A 16,324-nucleotide genomic window follows, 5' to 3' on the forward strand; every position below is an offset into this window, starting at 1 on the left:
TGCCATCGCCGGTATCAGCAGTTCCGCCCCGAAGCTGAATCGAGCTTGCCTGATCCGCTGGATTTCCGCCAAAGCGATCTCAGGCGTGGAGGGCTCCGTCCACGGCGCCTTGGGCACGCCGGTCCGCCGCAGGCGCTGCGGATCGTTGGTCCATGTCGGGCAAGACAGGGGCAAGCCGATCGGGATCGGCACCTCCTCGTTGGCGAGGTCAATCAGACCAAGGTCTGGCAATTCGCCTTCGAGATGTTCGAGGGCAGTGAAAGTCCGACACGCGTTGACATTCCCTGCTGCCTGGGTCCGACCCTACGGGCACGTTTGCTCTGGATCCGTGTGCTCGAGGCGCGACCGTGCCGGCGAGAGGCGAAGCTGTGCTCCTGCCACAAGCAGGTCTGCGGTTGCGAAAAGATGGCAGCGTACCGGGACAGATCCCGTCCGAGGTCTCGGTCAACGTCCTTGCCGCATCAGGAGCCGCTGAAGCCCAGCCACGGCTCCAGTGCTTCGAAGGTCTCATCCATGGCATAGGCGGCCGTCATCGGCAGCGAGATGTGCCCGTAGCGCAGGGATATCTGACGCTCCGCCGCTTCTTCTCCAGCCTTTGCGATGGCCGCGACATAGAGGGCGGACGCAAGCCCGCTGCGGTCAGCGCCGCCTTGGCAGTGGATCAGGACCGGCTTCTCCGACTTTTCCATCAACGCGATCAGCTCCTGGGCGCGGTGCTGGTCGAGCGGCTTGCGCGCCGACATCCCGAAATCGTAGTGAGCGAGACCCAGAGCCTTGGCTGCAGCCACCTCGGCATCATACCAATCTGCGCCGGAATTGCTGCCCCGCAGATTGATAATCGACCGGATCCGGTGTTCTTTGATGTACCCTGCCAGGGCCTCAGGTGTCGGCTGCGCGGATCTGTAGACCTCTCCCGCGATGACCGGATGAAAGTTTCCGCTGAGCTGGAGGTATCCAAGACCCGCTCCTAGTACAACACCTAGCCCTACCATGCTGATCGCCGTTCGTTTCAACCACCGGGCATGGCTCCTCCGCAATTTTCGGCTCATTGTCTCACCTCCAATCCACATTATCGAGCGCCAAGGCCGGTCTCTGTTCATTATGATCCGGCCAAGACAAAAGTGCGAGCGCGGCTTCCGGTGCTGTCCGCGCCCCGAACCGCAGTAACCGCTCGGGGCAGAACAGCGGTGAGCTCCCTAGCCCGAGCACCATCGCCGTCCCTGGGGCGGCGCCCACAACCGGGATTGCCTCCGAGAAGGTAGCCAGGGAGGCGACGAGCGTCGCGAACGATGGATGGTGTTCCACGACACCAAGGAAGGATTGGATCAGAGCATCAAGCGAGGTCATGAACACCCCCGAGCCGAGTGGACATGGGAGACTGGCCCGAAGCGGATTTCAACCTTGAGCCCGGGCTGATTGTCGTGGAGGGAGAGCGCGCCCCGGTGCAGGTCTACGACGGCCGCCGCCAAGCTCAAACCTAGGCCGTTCCCGGGCGTCGTGCGGCTGCGCTCCAGGCGGTAGAACCGGCGCAGGACGGCCTCACGTTCGCTGGCCGGAATTCCAGGTCCGTTGTCGGTGACGGCAGCGATAGCGCTGCCGTCAGGGTCGGTCGACAGACTCACCGCGACATCCGTGCCAACCGGCGTGTGGCAAAGGGCGTTTTCCACCAGATTGGCAATGAGTTGGACGACAAGCTCGCGGTCGCCTGGGACAACGATTCCGGCGGTGATCGTCGCGATCAGGCGGCGTCCACTATCCTCGGCTGCCGGCTCATAGGCTTCGACCACGGTTTGCAGGGCGTCGGACAGGTCGACGGGGCGGAACGCTGCCCGCCGCGCTCCCGCTTCAATCTGCGCAATGCGCAGCAGGGCTGAGAACGTTTGGAGGAGACCGTCGGCCTCGCCAATGGCGCGATCCACGGCCTCTTGATAACTGTCCGTCGTCCTGGCGCGCGCCCGGGCGTCCTCCAGCCCCTGCCGCAGGCGCGCCAACGGCGTGCGCAGGTCATGGGCGATGTCGTTTGAGACCTGTCGCAGGTTTTCCATCAGGCCGGCGATGCGATCGAGCATGGCGTTCAAGGTTATGGCGAGCCGGTCGAAATCGTCACCAGAGCCCGTCAGAGCAATGCGCCGGGAGAGGTCCCCTGCGATGATGGCGTTGGCCGTGCGGGCGACGGCATCGACACGCCGCAGCAACGCCTGCGCAATCAGCGCGCCGGCGCCAAGGGCAAGCACAATTCCAATGAGCAGCGCCCAGGTGAATTGGGTCAGCAGGGAGTCCTCGACTCCATCGATCCAAGTGATGTCGGACGCCACCGACAGGAGCAGACCGCTTCTCAGGCGCTCCGTCAGCACCAGGACATCGCCATCAAAGGGCACCTCCCGCGCGACGCCATCTGCGGTTTCGAACTCTGTCCAGCCCGGCTTCCGAATATCGAGCCAACGTTCACCGGAGAGATAATTCCCCTCGGGGGATGCCAATCGGTAGGCGAAGCGGCGCTGGAGATCTTGGGTCGAGCGGGTTTGGAGCGCCGCCGCACCGGCCTGTTCCACGAGTGGCGCAAGGTCGGCCATATCGCGCTCAATGCCTCCCCGGACCTGCCCCTCGAGGGCGCCCTTGACGGTCGAATAGATGCCAAAGCCGAGAATGAGAATCGAGACGAGCACGATCGTCGCGGCAACGGCCGCCAGCCGGAACCCCGTTCCCATCGTGATACTACGCAGCCGCACGCAAACGATATCCCGAACCACGGACAGTCTCGATCAATTCCGCCTCGAAGCCCTTGTCGACCTTGGATCGCAGGCGGCTGACATGCGTTTCGACGATATTGGTCTTGGGATCGAAGTGGAATTCCCAGACGTTCTCGAGCAGCATGGTGCGGGTCACAACACGATCGGCGTTGCGGATCAGGTACTCCAGCAACCGGAATTCACGCGGCTGCAGGTCGATCTCACGCCCAGCCCGGCGCACCTTGCGCCCGATGAGATCCATCTCGAGATCCGCGATCTTGAGCACGGTTTCGATCTGCGCCATCGGCGGCCTTCGGGCGAGCGCGTTGACGCGGGCCAGGAGTTCGGCAAAGGCGAAAGGCTTGACAAGATAGTCATCGCCGCCGGCTTCGAGACCCTCGACCCGATCACCCACTCCGCCCAGGGTGGTGAGGAACAACACCGGGGTCCTGACGCCGGCGCCGCGCACCGTCTTGACGACACCGAGCCCGTCCAGTCCCGGGAGCATGCGGTCCACGATCATGACATCATAGGCCTCCGCGGCCGCCAGGAAGAGACCGTCGCGGCCATTCGCGGCCAGATCAACGACATGCCCGTGCTCCTCGAGGCCTCGGCGGAGGTAGGCTCCCGTTTCGTTGTCATCCTCGATTACGAGAATCTTCATGCAGCGGCTCTCTCCTGTCGAGCACATATCTGTGTTACGCCCGGCATCATCGCCAGTGGAGGCTTCGGATCAGGAGCCGGTTCATCAGAACCATAGATACCGCAAGGCTCCAGCAAGCAGAATACCCGCGAGGGGGTGTTTGTCCTGGCCGCCCTCCGCCACGGTTCTCCCGACCCCGTAACGCCGACCCGGGAGCACAGGCGCTCGACGGTGGCGAGCGGACATCGCCACCACCGAGACGCGGCGCCAGCGCAACGGCGTCACCCAGGACGATCGGTGCGCGCGGCAACGTCGCCTTGGTTGGGCGCGAGACCGGACCGCCGCCATGCGTTGGTGTGGCCCGGCCGAGGGCGTTGAGTGCTTTGGCTGGAGCGGTCATTGAAGCCATCCGCGAGGGAACAAGCGGGTGGAGGGAAGCCCGGCTGTAGTGTTGAGATCCTTCAACGGCTCATTGAACCCAGGCGAAGCGTCCGGCCTCGTCTGGGCAGTGCGTGGGCGATGAAATTCTGAAGCCTAGTGCAAGATCGGCAGGGGCCGCCAAGCACCCATGATAAGCACGACAACAGCCATGAATTCGCCCTCATCAAGCTTATGGCACCCGTCGCTGGCCACCACCGAGCCGCTCGCGTATGAATCGATCTCCACCCTGAAGGGTGGAACATGCGAGGCAACGTCCCGGAGCACTTCAGTCAGGCGCGCTTCAAGGGTGCCGATCTGCCCCAGACGGATGGTCCGGGAAGCCTCGACCCGGTCTAGACCCAACGCGCCTGGAGTAGGTGCGGATAACCCTTTCCTCGATCCGTTCACGGCAGACGTCCTGGTTCGCCGCAGCGATCACAATCTCACACGCTTCGGACATCCCGTCCCCATTCTAGAACTTGTAATTCAGGCCGGCGCGCACCACACCGAAATCGTCGCGACCCGAGCTGGTGCTGGAGATGGCTGGCGTCCCGAGCGCAGACGTGTTCCTTGAGCCATTGCCGAGGCTGACGTAAAGTGCTTCTACCTTCGCCGTCCAATTGTTGGTGAGGGCATACTCGAGGCCGCCACCGAGCGTGTAACCAACCTCGGTGCCACGGTTGCCGGCGAGAGGCCCCCAGCTGCGGCTTCCGACATCGCCATAGGCGAAGCCGCCGGTTCCGTAGACGAGGAACCGGTCGAACGCATAGCCGAGCCGGCCGCGCACCGTGCCAAAATAGTTTCCACCCGAGCTGCTGCCAGACAGCGCGGCCGGCGAACCGGCGACGTAGGTCGTCTTGTTGCCGAGGTCGGCGTATTGCAGGTCGGTCTCCAGGCCAACCACGAGGCCGGTTCCCGGCACGAGCTGATAATTGTAGCCGATCTGGCCACCGCCGACAAAGCCGCCGTTCGATCCCTTGCTGCTCAACGTATCAGCAGAGCCAAGGTAGGTTTGGTTGCGGTTGCTCCAACCATAACCACCGTTCACGCCGGCGTGGAAGCCACTCCAAGTGAACAGCGGGGCGGGATTGTAGACGGGGGCCGGGGCATACTGGCGCGCGGGCAGATCGGCTGCCAGAGCAGCTGACGCTCCAACCACGAGAGATGCGGCGGTGGTGACGAGAACGCGGGAAAGCTTGCGCATGATGTTCGCCATTTCTGGATTCGAGGAAACTGCAACGTCCATCGTGGAAGTTCGCAGGAGCAGCATGTCTCCTGAAAGGAGGCCCTGGCATCGCGAGTGGATGCCGGGACCCGAGTGACTCTTCTCTGCGGATGTTGCTGGTGCCTGCCGGGGCGGACGCGAGGCAGCCGCCCCGGCAGGGTCTGGACGGTGGTGGGGTTCAAAACGGTATCCACATTCCAAGGCCACGCTTTTGTGGCTGGGTCGACGTTCGGGCTGTATGGCCGCAACTATACGGATCTGTAATGTTCCCTAACGAGCCGTGAGGCTGCGCTGGCGTCCGTCGTCTGTGTTATCGGGTGCGGATGCGCCCTGGGTCGGCGCGTCGTCGCATGGCCACGGCAGGAGTGTCGTACATTCCGGACTAGGGATGCAGAGCCTTGCTGCACGACTCTCCTGGGTGTCATCCGCCTTCTATACGAAATTGTATACGGGCAGTCAGAGGCGGCTCATCCGCTGGTCGGTAGCTTGGTTGGAGACGCGCTCGGGACGAACGAGCGCAGATCCTCCCGAGGGCGCTTCAGTCTCGCCTGAGTCACTCGTTTCCCCGCAAAAGGTTGCGTCCGACGCCGCCGCTACCGCGGCAAGTGAGGTTACATGATACTTGATCGCTCCCACGAACCTGCACCTGCCGGCAAGCACGCCGCAAGAGCGGTCAGCAAGGTAGCCACCGTCACCCTTGCGTTCTGGATCATGAAGATCCTCGCGACGACGCTGGGCGAGACGGCGGGCGACTTTCTGTCCATGACGCTGGACCTCGGCTACTACGTTTCGCTGGCGATCACTTTCGGACTGCTGGCCATCGTTCTCGTCGCGCAGATCCGCTCAACGACGTATCACCCTGTTCTCTTCTGGACAGCGATCGTGGCGACGACAACCGCCGGGACCGAAGTCTCCGACATGATGGACCGCTCACTGGGCCTAGGCTACCTTTGGGGGGCGGTGCTGCTCGTCAGTGGCCTCGCTGCGACGCTCGCGGTGTGGTGGTGGCGGGAGCGGGACTTGCGGGTCTATCCGATCAGACAGCGAGAGACAGAAACTATGTTCTGGATCGCCGTGGTCTTCTCCAACAGTCTCGGCACTGCTTTCGGTGACTTCCTGACCAGCACCCTTGGCCTCAGCTACATCGAAGGAGCCTTGGTGACCACCGGCGTCATCGGCGTCGTCGCGGTCCTCCACTCTGCAACCCGACTGAGCCACGTGCTGCTCTTCTGGGTCGCTTTCATCTTCACGCGTCCCTTCGGAGCGACGTTCGGCGACTTGTTGACGAAGCCGACGGATAGCGGTGGCTTGAGCCTGCCGCGCGAATTCGCGTCGCTCGTCACACTGGCTTTGCTCGCCCTCGTGCTTTTCCTGTCGACGCAACCTGCCGAGAGAGTGCAACGGCAACCAGTCAAGACGCAGTGACGGCGAAGCGGGCCGCTCCTTCGCCCGACTGGAGGTTACAGATCCGTATGGGACGAGACAAGCTGCTCCAATGGCAGCCACCACACAGTGTGGTCGCTGCACGTGATGGTCCTCGGGTTGTCTGCCACTCATCGGAGCTTCGTCGGCGCCCAACACCCGCAGGAACGTCACGACATGAGGGAAAATAGGATGGATGCACGAGCCGATTGCAAGTTGCCGCTGCGACTGAACAAGGTTCCGGAGATCACGGTCTATTTTTGGATCATCAAGGTCCTGGCAACGACCGTGGGCGAGACAGCGGCCGATTTTCTGGCTGTCAGGTTGAACCTGGGGCTGACCATCACATCCTATACGATGAGCGCGGTATTCTTGGCGCTTTTGGTGTTTCAGGTCCGAGCAAAGCGTTACATTCCGCCGCTGTATTGGACCACCGTCGTCGCGATCAGCATCGTCGGGACGCTCGTCTCGGACAACCTCGTCGACGGCATGGGGATCAGCCTGATCACCACGTCGGTCGCCTTCGCGCTGTTCCTGGCTGCTGTCTTCATGCTCTGGTATGTCACGGAGCGGACGCTCTCGATCCATACGATCGTGAGTGTGCGGCGCGAGCTTTTCTACTGGGCCGCCATTCTCTTCACATTTGCCTTGGGAACTTCGGTGGGCGATTTGCTCGCCGAGAGGCTTGACCTCGGATACTGGCAAGCTGCCGTTAGCTTTGGCGCGATGATCGCCGTGATTGCGGCTCTGCACTACGAGCTGAAGATGAATGCAATCCTCTCCTTCTGGCTCGCCTACATCCTGACGCGTCCACTCGGCGCCTCGGTGGGTGACTGGCTGGCAAAGCCTTCGATCGCCGGTGGGCTGGGATTTGGGACCATCGCCACAAGTCTGATCTTCCTCGGCGCAATCCTCATCCTCGTCGCCTACCTGACGATCAGCAGGACCGACCGGATCAATCCCGAAGCTGTCGAACCGACCTGACGCAGTCGTGGCTGGGCTTCGGTGCCAGCCCAGCCACCTGCGGCTGCGGCCGCACGTCCCGATGGCACGCCATTAACCCTGATGACGGAAAGGATACGCGATGAAATGGAGATCCCTGACCATGACGGTGCTCGCCACCATGCTCGGCATTGCCGCAACAAGCGCCGCCCGCGCTGACTGTGAGAGCGACTTGGTTCAACTGGAGCAAGCCTACAAGACTCGTGCTTTGACGCCTACGGGCAAGGCCGCGCTGGACGAGGCGAAGACGAAAGGAGTGGCCGCTCTCAAGAAGGATGACGATGCTGGGTGCCACAAGGCGGTTTCGGACGCGATGACGAAAGCGGGCTTGGCCGTGAAATGATGGCGGCCCTCCTCAGCTGAAATTGCACGTCGCGAGGGCGCGTTGGACCTCCCCCCTGCGCCCTCCACCTCATGAGCGTCGCCTCGGCTCGGTCGCCCTCCCCATCCCGGTTTCCCTCGGCGGATCCCAGGAGGGTGTCACCGCCCGCACACCAACGAGGGAATTGAGTTGTCTTCCCTGAGCCCAAGACGCACTCTCGTGCACCGGGGCCTTGGAAGAGCGGTGCGACGGGCGGATGGTGGCTGCGGCCTGGATCCTCCGCCCGATTGTGCTCACGTTGTGAACGGGATTGGAGCCTCCCAGCGTTGATCGCCACGATGCGGCGGAGGATCGATCGCGACGGCAGCGGCGCGGGCAAGGTCGAGGCTCGTCGATGCCGGGCACCGCATCCCATCTTCATGGATACATGGGGTTCGGAGACTGGCGGGTTCCATCGTGTTGCCCAGAAACAGCGCGGCCGGATGCGCTGGCTACGGTCGTCAAACAGCGTGTCGCGGATGGTCGTCAGGGCCGAATCCAGCCCCTTTCGATGGGAGTGGAAAACACGCGTCGATAGAGCGGCTCGGCCAAGCGAGGCACGATCGTACGGCGGACCCACGCGTGGAGCGGCGCGACCGCCAGGATTCCGGTCGCCGCCACCGGAACCGCCCCCAGCATGTCAAAAGGAAAGTGGACGCCGAGGAACAGGCGCGACCACGCCACAGGTACGGCCAGCAACAAAACGAGGCGACCGGCCCAACGTTCGTGGGTCCACGCCAGGAGCCCGATCCCGATCGCGACGAGAAACGTGAGGTGATCGCTCGGGAAGGAACTGTCCGCGGCGTGTGGGATCAGGGTGTGCCCGATCGGAACGGCGAACGGACGTGGATGGGGCCAGATCAGGGCGATGGCTTGGTTCAAGGCAAGAGCCACCTCGGCGCCGAGCACAGCAAGCAACAAGCCGCTGCGGCTGTCGCGGGTGCCCCAAAGCCACAGCGCGGCCAGCAGCACCGGAACCAGAAAGATCGCCCATTGGCCAAAGGCGAGCGCCATCACGACCAGTCCGGAGGGCGGGTGCTCAGCGGCGTTTAGGGCGAGAAAAAGCGCGTCGTTCCAAGCTTCCATTGCAGTCAATCCTCCGCCAGCAATCCAATTGGCTCCTTGGCGCGCCAGAAAGGTCATTGAAGCGGCCAGGTCCAAAAGAGCCACTCCCTCAGCCCCTGGGCGATGGGCTTGCGCGCAAGCGCGTCCAGACGAACCAGCCGACGGGGACCAGGAGAGCGATCCCCACGACGAGGTCGAACTTGTGGAACAGGGAACGCAGGGCCGGGTCGCTGTTCCAACGTTCGCCCAGTCGCGCGCCGACATAGGCAAGGGCGAGGCACCATGGCCACGATCCCAAGAACGTGTAGACCTGAAACTTGAGCATGGGCATGCGCCCGATCCCGGCCGGCAGCGCGATGAAGGTCCTGATGATCGGCAGAAGACGCCCCACGAAGACCGCCATGCTGCCGAAGCGGGCAAAGAAGCGCTCGGCCCTTTGGATTTCGCCAGGGCGAATGAGGACATAGCGTCCCCACCGCTCGACCGCGTTGCGCCCGCCCCACGCTCCGATGAGATAGGCGACGGTGGAGCCAACATTGCAGCCGATGGCCCCGGCGGTCGCGACGCCGATCAGGTTGAACCGTCCGGCGGCCACGAGCGACCCGGCAAAGGGCATGATGATCTCGGACGGCAGAGGGATGCAGGCCGACTCGATCGCCATCAAGGCGACAACGCCCAGATAGCCCGCGGCCGAGATCACAGAGACGATCCAGGATGCGAGTGCTGTGACAACATGTTCAATCATCGGGCAAAGGGCCTCTTCTGGTTGGGGTCGGCAAGCGGGTTGGTGGGCGTTATGGCAGTCTGAACAGTCGGCAACCGCTTGCGTTCCGGTGCCTGAGGACAGCCAGCCGTTGATGCTTCGCAACGCCTAGCCCCCGCGCAGCAGTTCAAGGTCCGGCTGCTCCGAGCGGGATGCAACGGTCAGGACCGCGGCGGCGCTTGAGGCCAGAGCCGCGATCACGGTCACACCGAGATAGAGCCAGGGAATGAACAGCACCTCTGGCGGCGGGTCGAAGACGCCGGCGAGGATCGTGACCAGCACCTGGGCGAGACCCAGTCCGGTCGCGAACCCAAGGGCCGCGCCGCCAACCACGACAAGAAGGCCCTCGCTCCAGAGAAAGGCGCGCAGATGGCGCGGCTTGGCCCCCAGCGCGGTCATCACCGCGAAGTTCCGGCGCCGTTCGGACAGCCCGAGGGCGAGGACAAGACCCGTGATGCCGGCGATCATCAGGATCGCGAAGACAAGTTCGATCCCGGTCAGGCCGTGCAAGTCGACGGCGGTCAGGTTGGAACTGATGATCGCCTGGGTCTCGCCCAAGGTCGTCACCGCCGCGCCCGGAATGGCGGCGGCGACCTGCCGCGCGGCCGTGGCCACCGCCTCAGGATCAGTCGCCGCCCGCATCAGAACCACCTCGGCCGCACTGCTTCCTGTCGCCTCGGCGACATAGCTCGCATTGGCGACGAGGAACGAGTCCTTGGGTGCGGTCGGGAATTCACGCGCGATTCCGACGAAGCGGAAGGGAACGACGTGATACTGGTGATCCTGGGCACTCTGGAGACGCAGGTTGATGGTGTCGCCGGGCTGGAGCTGGAAGTCGGACACGGTCTCCTCGGAGACGAGGACCCCATCACGTGTCTGCCGGAGCAGCTCCAGAGTGCTCCGCGCATCATGGTTTCCGAAATAGGCATCGACGAGCGTCGTGGCGTTGCCGATCTGCACGGGATTGATCCCGAAGATGTCCTGAAGATCGCTGCCCACATAGGCGAAGCGGTGCATCATGGGTTCCGCCGCCGCGACGCCGGGAATGCGGCGCAGATCCGCAAGAAGGGTGCTGGCCGGCTTGGCCTGCGTCGCCGTCACGGTTACGTCGGCTCCGTTCGTCAGCTGGGCGTCGACCTGGGACTGGGCATTATAGGTCGTGTTGAACACCGCCGTGGAGGTCGCGAAGGCGAAGGCAAGGGCAACCAGGGCCACGCCGCGTGCGATCCGGAGGCGCTGGCGCGAGAGCGACGATGAAACGATCGGCGCCAATCCGGCAGCGAGGGGCGAGACCGCCCAGCGGATTGTGGTGCGCCCCGGCCCGAGAACGAGCCGGCTCACGCGCATCCAAAGAAGGCCGACGCCGAGCCACAGCAGGGCTGGCGTCAGGAACGCGTCATACTGGACTGAGACCTGTGTCACCCCCTCCGTCGCCAGAACGATGGTGTAGCCCGTGCTCGCCATCCGCCAGACCAGCAGGCCTCCCACCACGAGGAACACGACATCCAGATATAGGCGCTCCCAGAGCGGGCGAGCCGTCCTCCCAACTTCGGCTTGCGCTGCGGACACGGTTGAACCGGACGCGTCCCGCCACGCCGGCACGACGAACGCGGCGGCCGCGAAAGCAAGTCCGATGACCGCTGCGAGACCCAGCCAGAACAGGACCTGCCCCAGGCCGCTCTTGGGCCACCAGACCACCACGGACAGCAGCGTGAGGGCAATTCCGAGCCCGATACCGATTGTTCCCAGGATCGCTGCCTCGGTGCCTGCGAGCCGGACGAGCTGGATCACGGAGGCCCCTCGGATGCGCAGGAGCGCCTGCTCGCGCCGGCGTCGGTCGGCTCCGGAAGCTGCAACGGCCAAAGTGAACAGGACGGCCAGCACGATGCCCGGAGCCCCGAGGAAGAGGAACAAAACCTGGGCGTAGAGCGCGTCCTCGCGGGCGGTGTCGAGCGCTGCCGCGAGATTGTCGCCGACGGCCGCGCTCCCGGCGACGCGGGCCTCGAGGTGATTCGCCATCCGCTGCACCTGCACGAAGGCCGTGCTCGGATCCGGCGGCAGCCCCGCATGATCGAGACGCACGTGGAGCTCGGCCCGCACGGTGTCGGGGCGAGCCGTTTGCTGGGGTGCGACCATCGCAGCCCACTGCGCCATTGGGACGATCAGGACGTTGTCGGGCGGTGCCTGGGGCGCCGTACCCTTCGGCACGCCAACAGCCTGGAACATCGCATCGGCATTCGGCAACGCCACCACACCGGCCACGGTCACCGGCATGGCAGGGGCCCCGATCCGCTCGATCGTGACGGTATCGCCTGGACCAACGTGCAGATTCGCCGCAGTCTGCTGCGCGATCAGAACCCCGTCCCAGGTTCCGAGCAGGAGCCGGATCTGCTCGGGGAAGCGGTCGCGGTACTCCGGCGCGATGCCGAGTACCTTGCCCGGTCCCGTCTTCTGCGTCGTCTCTCCGGTCACGGCCGTGAAGCCAGCGGCGTCCGCATAGCCCACCGTCTGGAGCACCCTGGGAGACGCGGCGGCGTCGATCTCCTTGCTGATGGTCGAGGGTTCGACCCCGGGAGCAACAAGGACCTGCCAGTCGACCGGCACGCTCGCCACGGCATGTGCAGTCATGGCTCCCGAGGCGGAGGTGATGAAGGCGCCGACGACGCCCAGGAGCGCGACCGTCAACGCGAGCCCCACGGCTGCCCCGATGGTCCGTCCGGAGCGCTCGGTCCAGATCCGTTTCAGCCACAGCCTCGTCATGCGACAGCTTCCCCGTCTTTGATGTGGAGGTGACCGTGCTCCATGAGCCAGGTCAGGCCCATGCGGCCGGCGACGCTGCGGTCGTGGGTCGCGAGAACCAGCGCCGCGCCGGTGCGATCCAGGGATCGGAGCAGCACGTCGATGACGTGACCGGCCGTTGTTCGATCCAACTGGCCGGTTGGTTCATCCGCCAGAACGAGCTGGGGGCTGATGGCGAGGGCACGGGCGATCGCGACCCGCTGTGCCTGTCCCCCGGAGAGCTCGTCCGGCAACCGGTCCGCCAGTGCGGCCAGTTCCACCTCATCAAGGGCCGCAAGTGCCGCATCGCCCGCACTCCTCCCGGCCAGCAGGAGTGGCAATTCGACGTTCTCCAGCACGTTCAGGGTTCCCACAAGAGCCGGGGCCTGAAAAACCATGCCGATCCTTTCCGGACGCAGGGTTTCACGCGGCCCGAGCGCCGGCCAGCACAGCGCACCTCTGCTCGGCGCGTCGAGGCCGCTCATGAGATGCAGAAGGGTCGACTTGCCGCTGCCGGACGCGCCGACGAGCGCGATGCGGTCGCCGGCCCGCACGGTGAAGGAGGCCGGCAGCACGGCGTCGACGCCGTGCTCGCCCTGCCGAAAGTGTCTGGCAACGCCTTTCGCGACGACCAGGGGCTCACTCATGGACCACCCTTCCGTCCTGAAGATGAATGATCCGATCGGCTCGCCGCGCCAGGAACTCGCTATGGGTGGCGACCAGGACCGCCAAACCAGCCTCGCATTGGCGGTCGAGCAGATCGAGGATGCGCAACTCGGCCTCGGTGTCGACCTCGCCCGTCGGCTCGTCCGCGAGGAGGATCTGCGGCGCGTTGGCCAGGGCGACGGCCAGACCGGCCCTGGCCGCCTCGCCCCCGGAGAGCTGGCCGGGATCGGCTTGCCGACGATCGTCCAGGCCAACATCGGTGAGGAGCGCGGCAACCCGCCTTTCATCGACGCGGCCGGCAAGCCGCATCGGCAGGCGCACGTTGTCGGCCGCGCTCAGGCCGGAGAGCAGGTTGCCGGTTTGCAGCAGGATGCCGATGCCGCGGGCTCGCCGCCGTGCACGTTCGGCTTCGGGCAGCCGCGTCAGACGCTGGCCGAGCAGTTCGACATGGCCGCCGTCAGGCTCATCAAGACCGGCAAGGCAGGCGAGCAAGGTCGACTTGCCGCTTCCGGACGGACCCACCAGGGCCAGGAATTCGCCCTCCCGCAGCACGAGGCTGACGCCGCGCAGCGCGAGCGTCTCGGATTCCTGGGTGTGGAAGAACCGGTACAAGTCTTCGGCTTTGAGGACAGAGGCTGTCATTGCCAGTGGAAGCTCTTTGCCATCAATTGCCATTGGTCGGCATTGTCGGCGCCGTAGGGAGCCGACATCGTCAGGGTGGCGAGCTTGCCGTCCTTCCAGAAAAAGTAGCGTTCGTTCTCGAGCCGAATGGCCTTGTTGGTGACCGGGTTTGGATCTGAGTTCGATGCATAGGCAACGGCGACGGCCTCTCCAGCCGGAAGTTTCTGCGCCTTGACATGGGTGACTTTGACGGCTCGTCCGCTGCTTTCCAGGGACTGGACTTGAGTTTGCTTGACGCTCGCAACCGTCGGCGGCGCTGCCTCGGGCGCGACGGCAACGGCGACGGTGCCGTATTTGTCGCTGAAGGTGACCCCCTCGCCCGCGTCCCGGCGGGCCCAGCCCTCGGGGACCTTGAGCGAGAAGCCCAAAGGCGAGCGGTATTCGATGAAGACCTGGTCGTCGGGGATGTCGCCCGGCGGGTTCTTTTCGGGCGGAGCGGGCTTTTCCACCACGGGCAGCGGCTTGTTGCTCCTTTGGGCCGCAGCCGGGACTGCGCTCAGCGCGATGGCCGGGAGCAGCATTGTTGCTGTGAGCCAGGCGGGATAGGTTCGCATGATCGTTCCTTTCCTAGGGTCCGGACGGGCTCTCACGGAGCCGCTTGAGGCCGGCACGGATGCCGGGTTGCAAGCTGGAACCGATGATGCCGCGGCGTGCTATCGCGCGGCGCCGGGCGCTTCGATGACGTGCCCGTCCATGGCGTCGACGCTGACCTCGCCGGGCTTGCCGCTGCCCTGGCTGATGTCGAAGGAGTAGCGGAGGCGGCCGCCCTCCTGCTCGAGTTCCTCCTTCAGGATCTGACCCGGATGGGCCTTGAGGGCGATGTCGCGGGCCTGAGCGGAGGTGATCTTCGCCTTCGCAGCGTTGGTGGGCGCAGCTTCTGCCGCGCCAAGAGGACCGCCGAGCACCGTGCCGGCACCGAGGATGAGGACGAAGAGCTTCTTGGTCGCTGACATGCGAGGCTCCTGATCAATGACGCGGAATCCACAGAACAGGGCTTGCCTACGGACGATGCGTGCTTACAGCGCCCGTTTTACAGCGGGGCCCTTTGCCGGCCCATGTCCCGAACTATACAAAGTCCCAATCCTCAGACGGTCCCCGTGGGCCGGACGGATGAGGGTCGTATGACCATGCGATGAGTACGCTACGGGAATTGAGTCTCATGCGGAGTTGGATGATCCACTCCGTCGTGCCCCCTCTCAGCTCTCGGCCGGCCCACGCTGTCCTTCAATCTGACCGCGTCGTTGAAGCCAGGCAGCCAGTGTCCAGCAGAAGATTGCCCAGGCAGAACCGACAACCCAGCCAGCGAGCACATCGGTCGGATAATGAACCCCGAGATAGAGGCGGCTGCAGCCGACCAGCACCGTCAGGAGGATTGCGACGGATACTACATAGACCTTGCTGCGCCGGTTTGCCTCGACCCGGGCCAAAAGCGCACCGAGCGTCAGATAGGTGACGGCCGACAGCATGGCATGGCTGCTTGGAAAGCTGGCCGTGTAGACGTCCACCGCATGGGCAATGAAGTCGGGCCGCGGGCGCGCAAAGACGTGCTTGAAAAGGTTGCTCAGCAGCGTCCCGCCGCCGACGGAGGCGAGCACCAGGAGGGCGGCGGCCCGCTTTCCCGAGACGAGAAGGTAGCCCGCAACAGCGGCCGTGATCAAAGCCAAGTTGGTGATGCTTCCCAGAGCCGTGAGATCTTTCATCATGATCTCAAGCCAGAGCGGCCCGATGGGATTGGCGGGATCGGTGGGGTCCCGCAGGGCCAGAAGGATGGCCTTGTCGAAGCCAAGGGTCTCGCCCTCCAGAACCTCCGAAGCGAGCGCGAGGAAGGATCCGGCTAAGCCGGCGGCAATCAGAATTGCCGCGAGGGGCAGGAGTTCCCGGCGCTGGGCAGCAGAGGTTTTCAACGCGGCTAGGAGGAAGCGGTTTTCAAGGTTCATGATCCTACCAACGCATGACTCTGCCGTTCCGACGAGGCTGGGCAATCCTTTCGTCGGACCCGCAAGGCACGGCCAGGTACCATTCCGCGCCATGAGCTGGTTCCAAAGGGCAATTTGGAGATTGACGCCGCCCAGTACAAGGATGACGGTTCCGGGCGTCTGAGAATTTCAGCAAAATGGCCGGGTGCCTCCGACACTGGTGTGGCAAGGTTCAAAAGGCTGCCCCGAAAAACGACATCGAAGCGCCGTATTGCGAGGCGGCTCGAGCCGCCACGACAATGACTCCCTATAGCGGTCGGTCTGGTCGCGCCCGGACCGCGCGGCCACGCGGCAGGCTGCGCACTCGCACCGGAACGACTCGGAGATCGCGAGCACGTCATTCAGGGCCTGATGGAGATGGTCGACCTCCCGGCGAGCATGTTGGCCAGGCGGCCCCATGAGCTGTCGGGAGGGCAACAGCAGCGCGTCGCCCTCGCGCGGGTGCTGGCCCGCTACCCCCGGTGATGCCGCTCGACGAACCGTTCGCGGCGCTGGATCCCGGCTTGAGGGAGGACAGGCGCAACGCGACCGCGCAGGCGCTGCGCGCGACCGGAATCACCACGATCCTGGTGATGTCACGGTAACCTGAGGAG

General features: G+C 64.5%; 15 protein-coding genes and 1 pseudogene. 4 read left to right on the forward strand and 12 right to left on the reverse strand.

What is annotated here, in order from left to right:
- Positions 1-461: 461 nt before the first annotated feature.
- From AB8841_RS21315 to AB8841_RS21330, 4 genes are all read right to left on the reverse strand, one after another.
- A complete protein-coding gene (locus tag AB8841_RS21315) occupies positions 462-992 on the reverse strand; it encodes a tyrosine-protein phosphatase (RefSeq protein ID WP_370437797.1) in 531 nt (176 codons plus the stop codon).
- Between the two features lie 351 nt (positions 993-1,343).
- Positions 1,344-2,729, reverse strand: a complete 1,386-nt coding sequence (locus AB8841_RS21320; protein ID WP_370437798.1) for an ATP-binding protein — start codon at positions 2,727-2,729, stop codon at positions 1,344-1,346.
- A complete protein-coding gene (locus AB8841_RS21325; protein WP_370437799.1) occupies positions 2,716-3,393 on the reverse strand; it encodes a winged helix-turn-helix domain-containing protein in 678 nt (225 codons plus the stop codon). Before AB8841_RS21325 ends, AB8841_RS21320 begins: the two co-directional genes overlap by 14 nt.
- Positions 3,394-4,264: 871 nt before the next feature.
- A complete protein-coding gene (locus AB8841_RS21330) occupies positions 4,265-5,008 on the reverse strand; it encodes an outer membrane protein (RefSeq protein WP_370437800.1) in 744 nt (247 codons plus the stop codon).
- A 624-nt stretch (positions 5,009-5,632) separates the two neighbouring features.
- On the opposite strand from AB8841_RS21330, the gene AB8841_RS21335 reads away from it, so the two are divergent.
- The 3 genes from AB8841_RS21335 (at position 5,633) to AB8841_RS21345 (ending at position 7,784) form a co-directional block, all read left to right on the forward strand.
- Positions 5,633-6,442, forward strand: a complete 810-nt coding sequence (locus tag AB8841_RS21335) for a hypothetical protein (protein WP_370437801.1) — start codon at positions 5,633-5,635, stop codon at positions 6,440-6,442.
- Between the two features lie 189 nt (positions 6,443-6,631).
- Positions 6,632-7,423, forward strand: coding sequence for a hypothetical protein (locus AB8841_RS21340; protein WP_370437802.1), 792 nt, complete (start codon positions 6,632-6,634; stop codon positions 7,421-7,423).
- A 100-nt stretch (positions 7,424-7,523) separates the two neighbouring features.
- A complete protein-coding gene (locus AB8841_RS21345; RefSeq protein WP_370437803.1) occupies positions 7,524-7,784 on the forward strand; it encodes a hypothetical protein in 261 nt (86 codons plus the stop codon).
- A gap of 504 nt (positions 7,785-8,288) precedes the next feature.
- On the opposite strand, the gene AB8841_RS21350 is transcribed toward AB8841_RS21345, so the two are convergent.
- The 8 genes from AB8841_RS21350 to AB8841_RS21385 form a co-directional block, all read right to left on the reverse strand.
- Entirely contained in the window at positions 8,289-8,963 is a 675-nt protein-coding gene (locus AB8841_RS21350; RefSeq protein ID WP_370437804.1) for a phosphatase PAP2 family protein, read from the reverse strand.
- Between the two features lie 13 nt (positions 8,964-8,976).
- Complete coding sequence (locus AB8841_RS21355; protein ID WP_370437805.1) at positions 8,977-9,612, reverse strand: DedA family protein; 636 nt, start codon at positions 9,610-9,612, stop codon at positions 8,977-8,979.
- Between the two features lie 126 nt (positions 9,613-9,738).
- Positions 9,739-12,390 carry an FtsX-like permease family protein gene (locus AB8841_RS21360; protein WP_370437806.1) on the reverse strand — a complete coding sequence of 884 codons (2,652 nt, stop codon included), beginning with the start codon at positions 12,388-12,390 and terminating at the stop codon, positions 9,739-9,741.
- Positions 12,387-13,055: an ABC transporter ATP-binding protein gene (locus AB8841_RS21365; RefSeq protein ID WP_370437807.1), complete on the reverse strand. Its 669-nt coding sequence runs from the start codon at positions 13,053-13,055 to the stop codon at positions 12,387-12,389. The genes AB8841_RS21360 and AB8841_RS21365 overlap by 4 nt, the downstream gene beginning before the upstream one ends.
- The gene (locus AB8841_RS21370; RefSeq protein ID WP_370437808.1) at positions 13,048-13,716 is read right to left on the reverse strand and encodes an ABC transporter ATP-binding protein; all 669 of its coding nucleotides are present in this window, start codon (positions 13,714-13,716) and stop codon (positions 13,048-13,050) included. Before AB8841_RS21370 ends, AB8841_RS21365 begins: the two co-directional genes overlap by 8 nt.
- Positions 13,713-14,309, reverse strand: coding sequence for a hypothetical protein (locus tag AB8841_RS21375; RefSeq protein WP_370437809.1), 597 nt, complete (start codon positions 14,307-14,309; stop codon positions 13,713-13,715). The genes AB8841_RS21370 and AB8841_RS21375 overlap by 4 nt, the downstream gene beginning before the upstream one ends.
- 99 nt (positions 14,310-14,408) lie before the next feature.
- Positions 14,409-14,708: a PepSY domain-containing protein gene (locus tag AB8841_RS21380; protein WP_370437810.1), complete on the reverse strand. Its 300-nt coding sequence runs from the start codon at positions 14,706-14,708 to the stop codon at positions 14,409-14,411.
- A gap of 243 nt (positions 14,709-14,951) precedes the next feature.
- Positions 14,952-15,692, reverse strand: coding sequence for a phosphatase PAP2 family protein (locus AB8841_RS21385; protein ID WP_370437811.1), 741 nt, complete (start codon positions 15,690-15,692; stop codon positions 14,952-14,954).
- Positions 15,693-16,055: 363 nt separating this feature from the next.
- Between AB8841_RS21385 and AB8841_RS21390 the strand changes: the two are divergent.
- A pseudogene (locus AB8841_RS21390) lies at positions 16,056-16,303 on the forward strand (ATP-binding cassette domain-containing protein); the annotation flags it as partial.
- Positions 16,304-16,324: the final 21 nt, after the last annotated feature.

The organism is Microvirga sp. TS319, from assembly GCF_041276405.1.
In the GTDB taxonomy this organism is placed as follows: domain Bacteria; phylum Pseudomonadota; class Alphaproteobacteria; order Rhizobiales; family Beijerinckiaceae; genus Microvirga.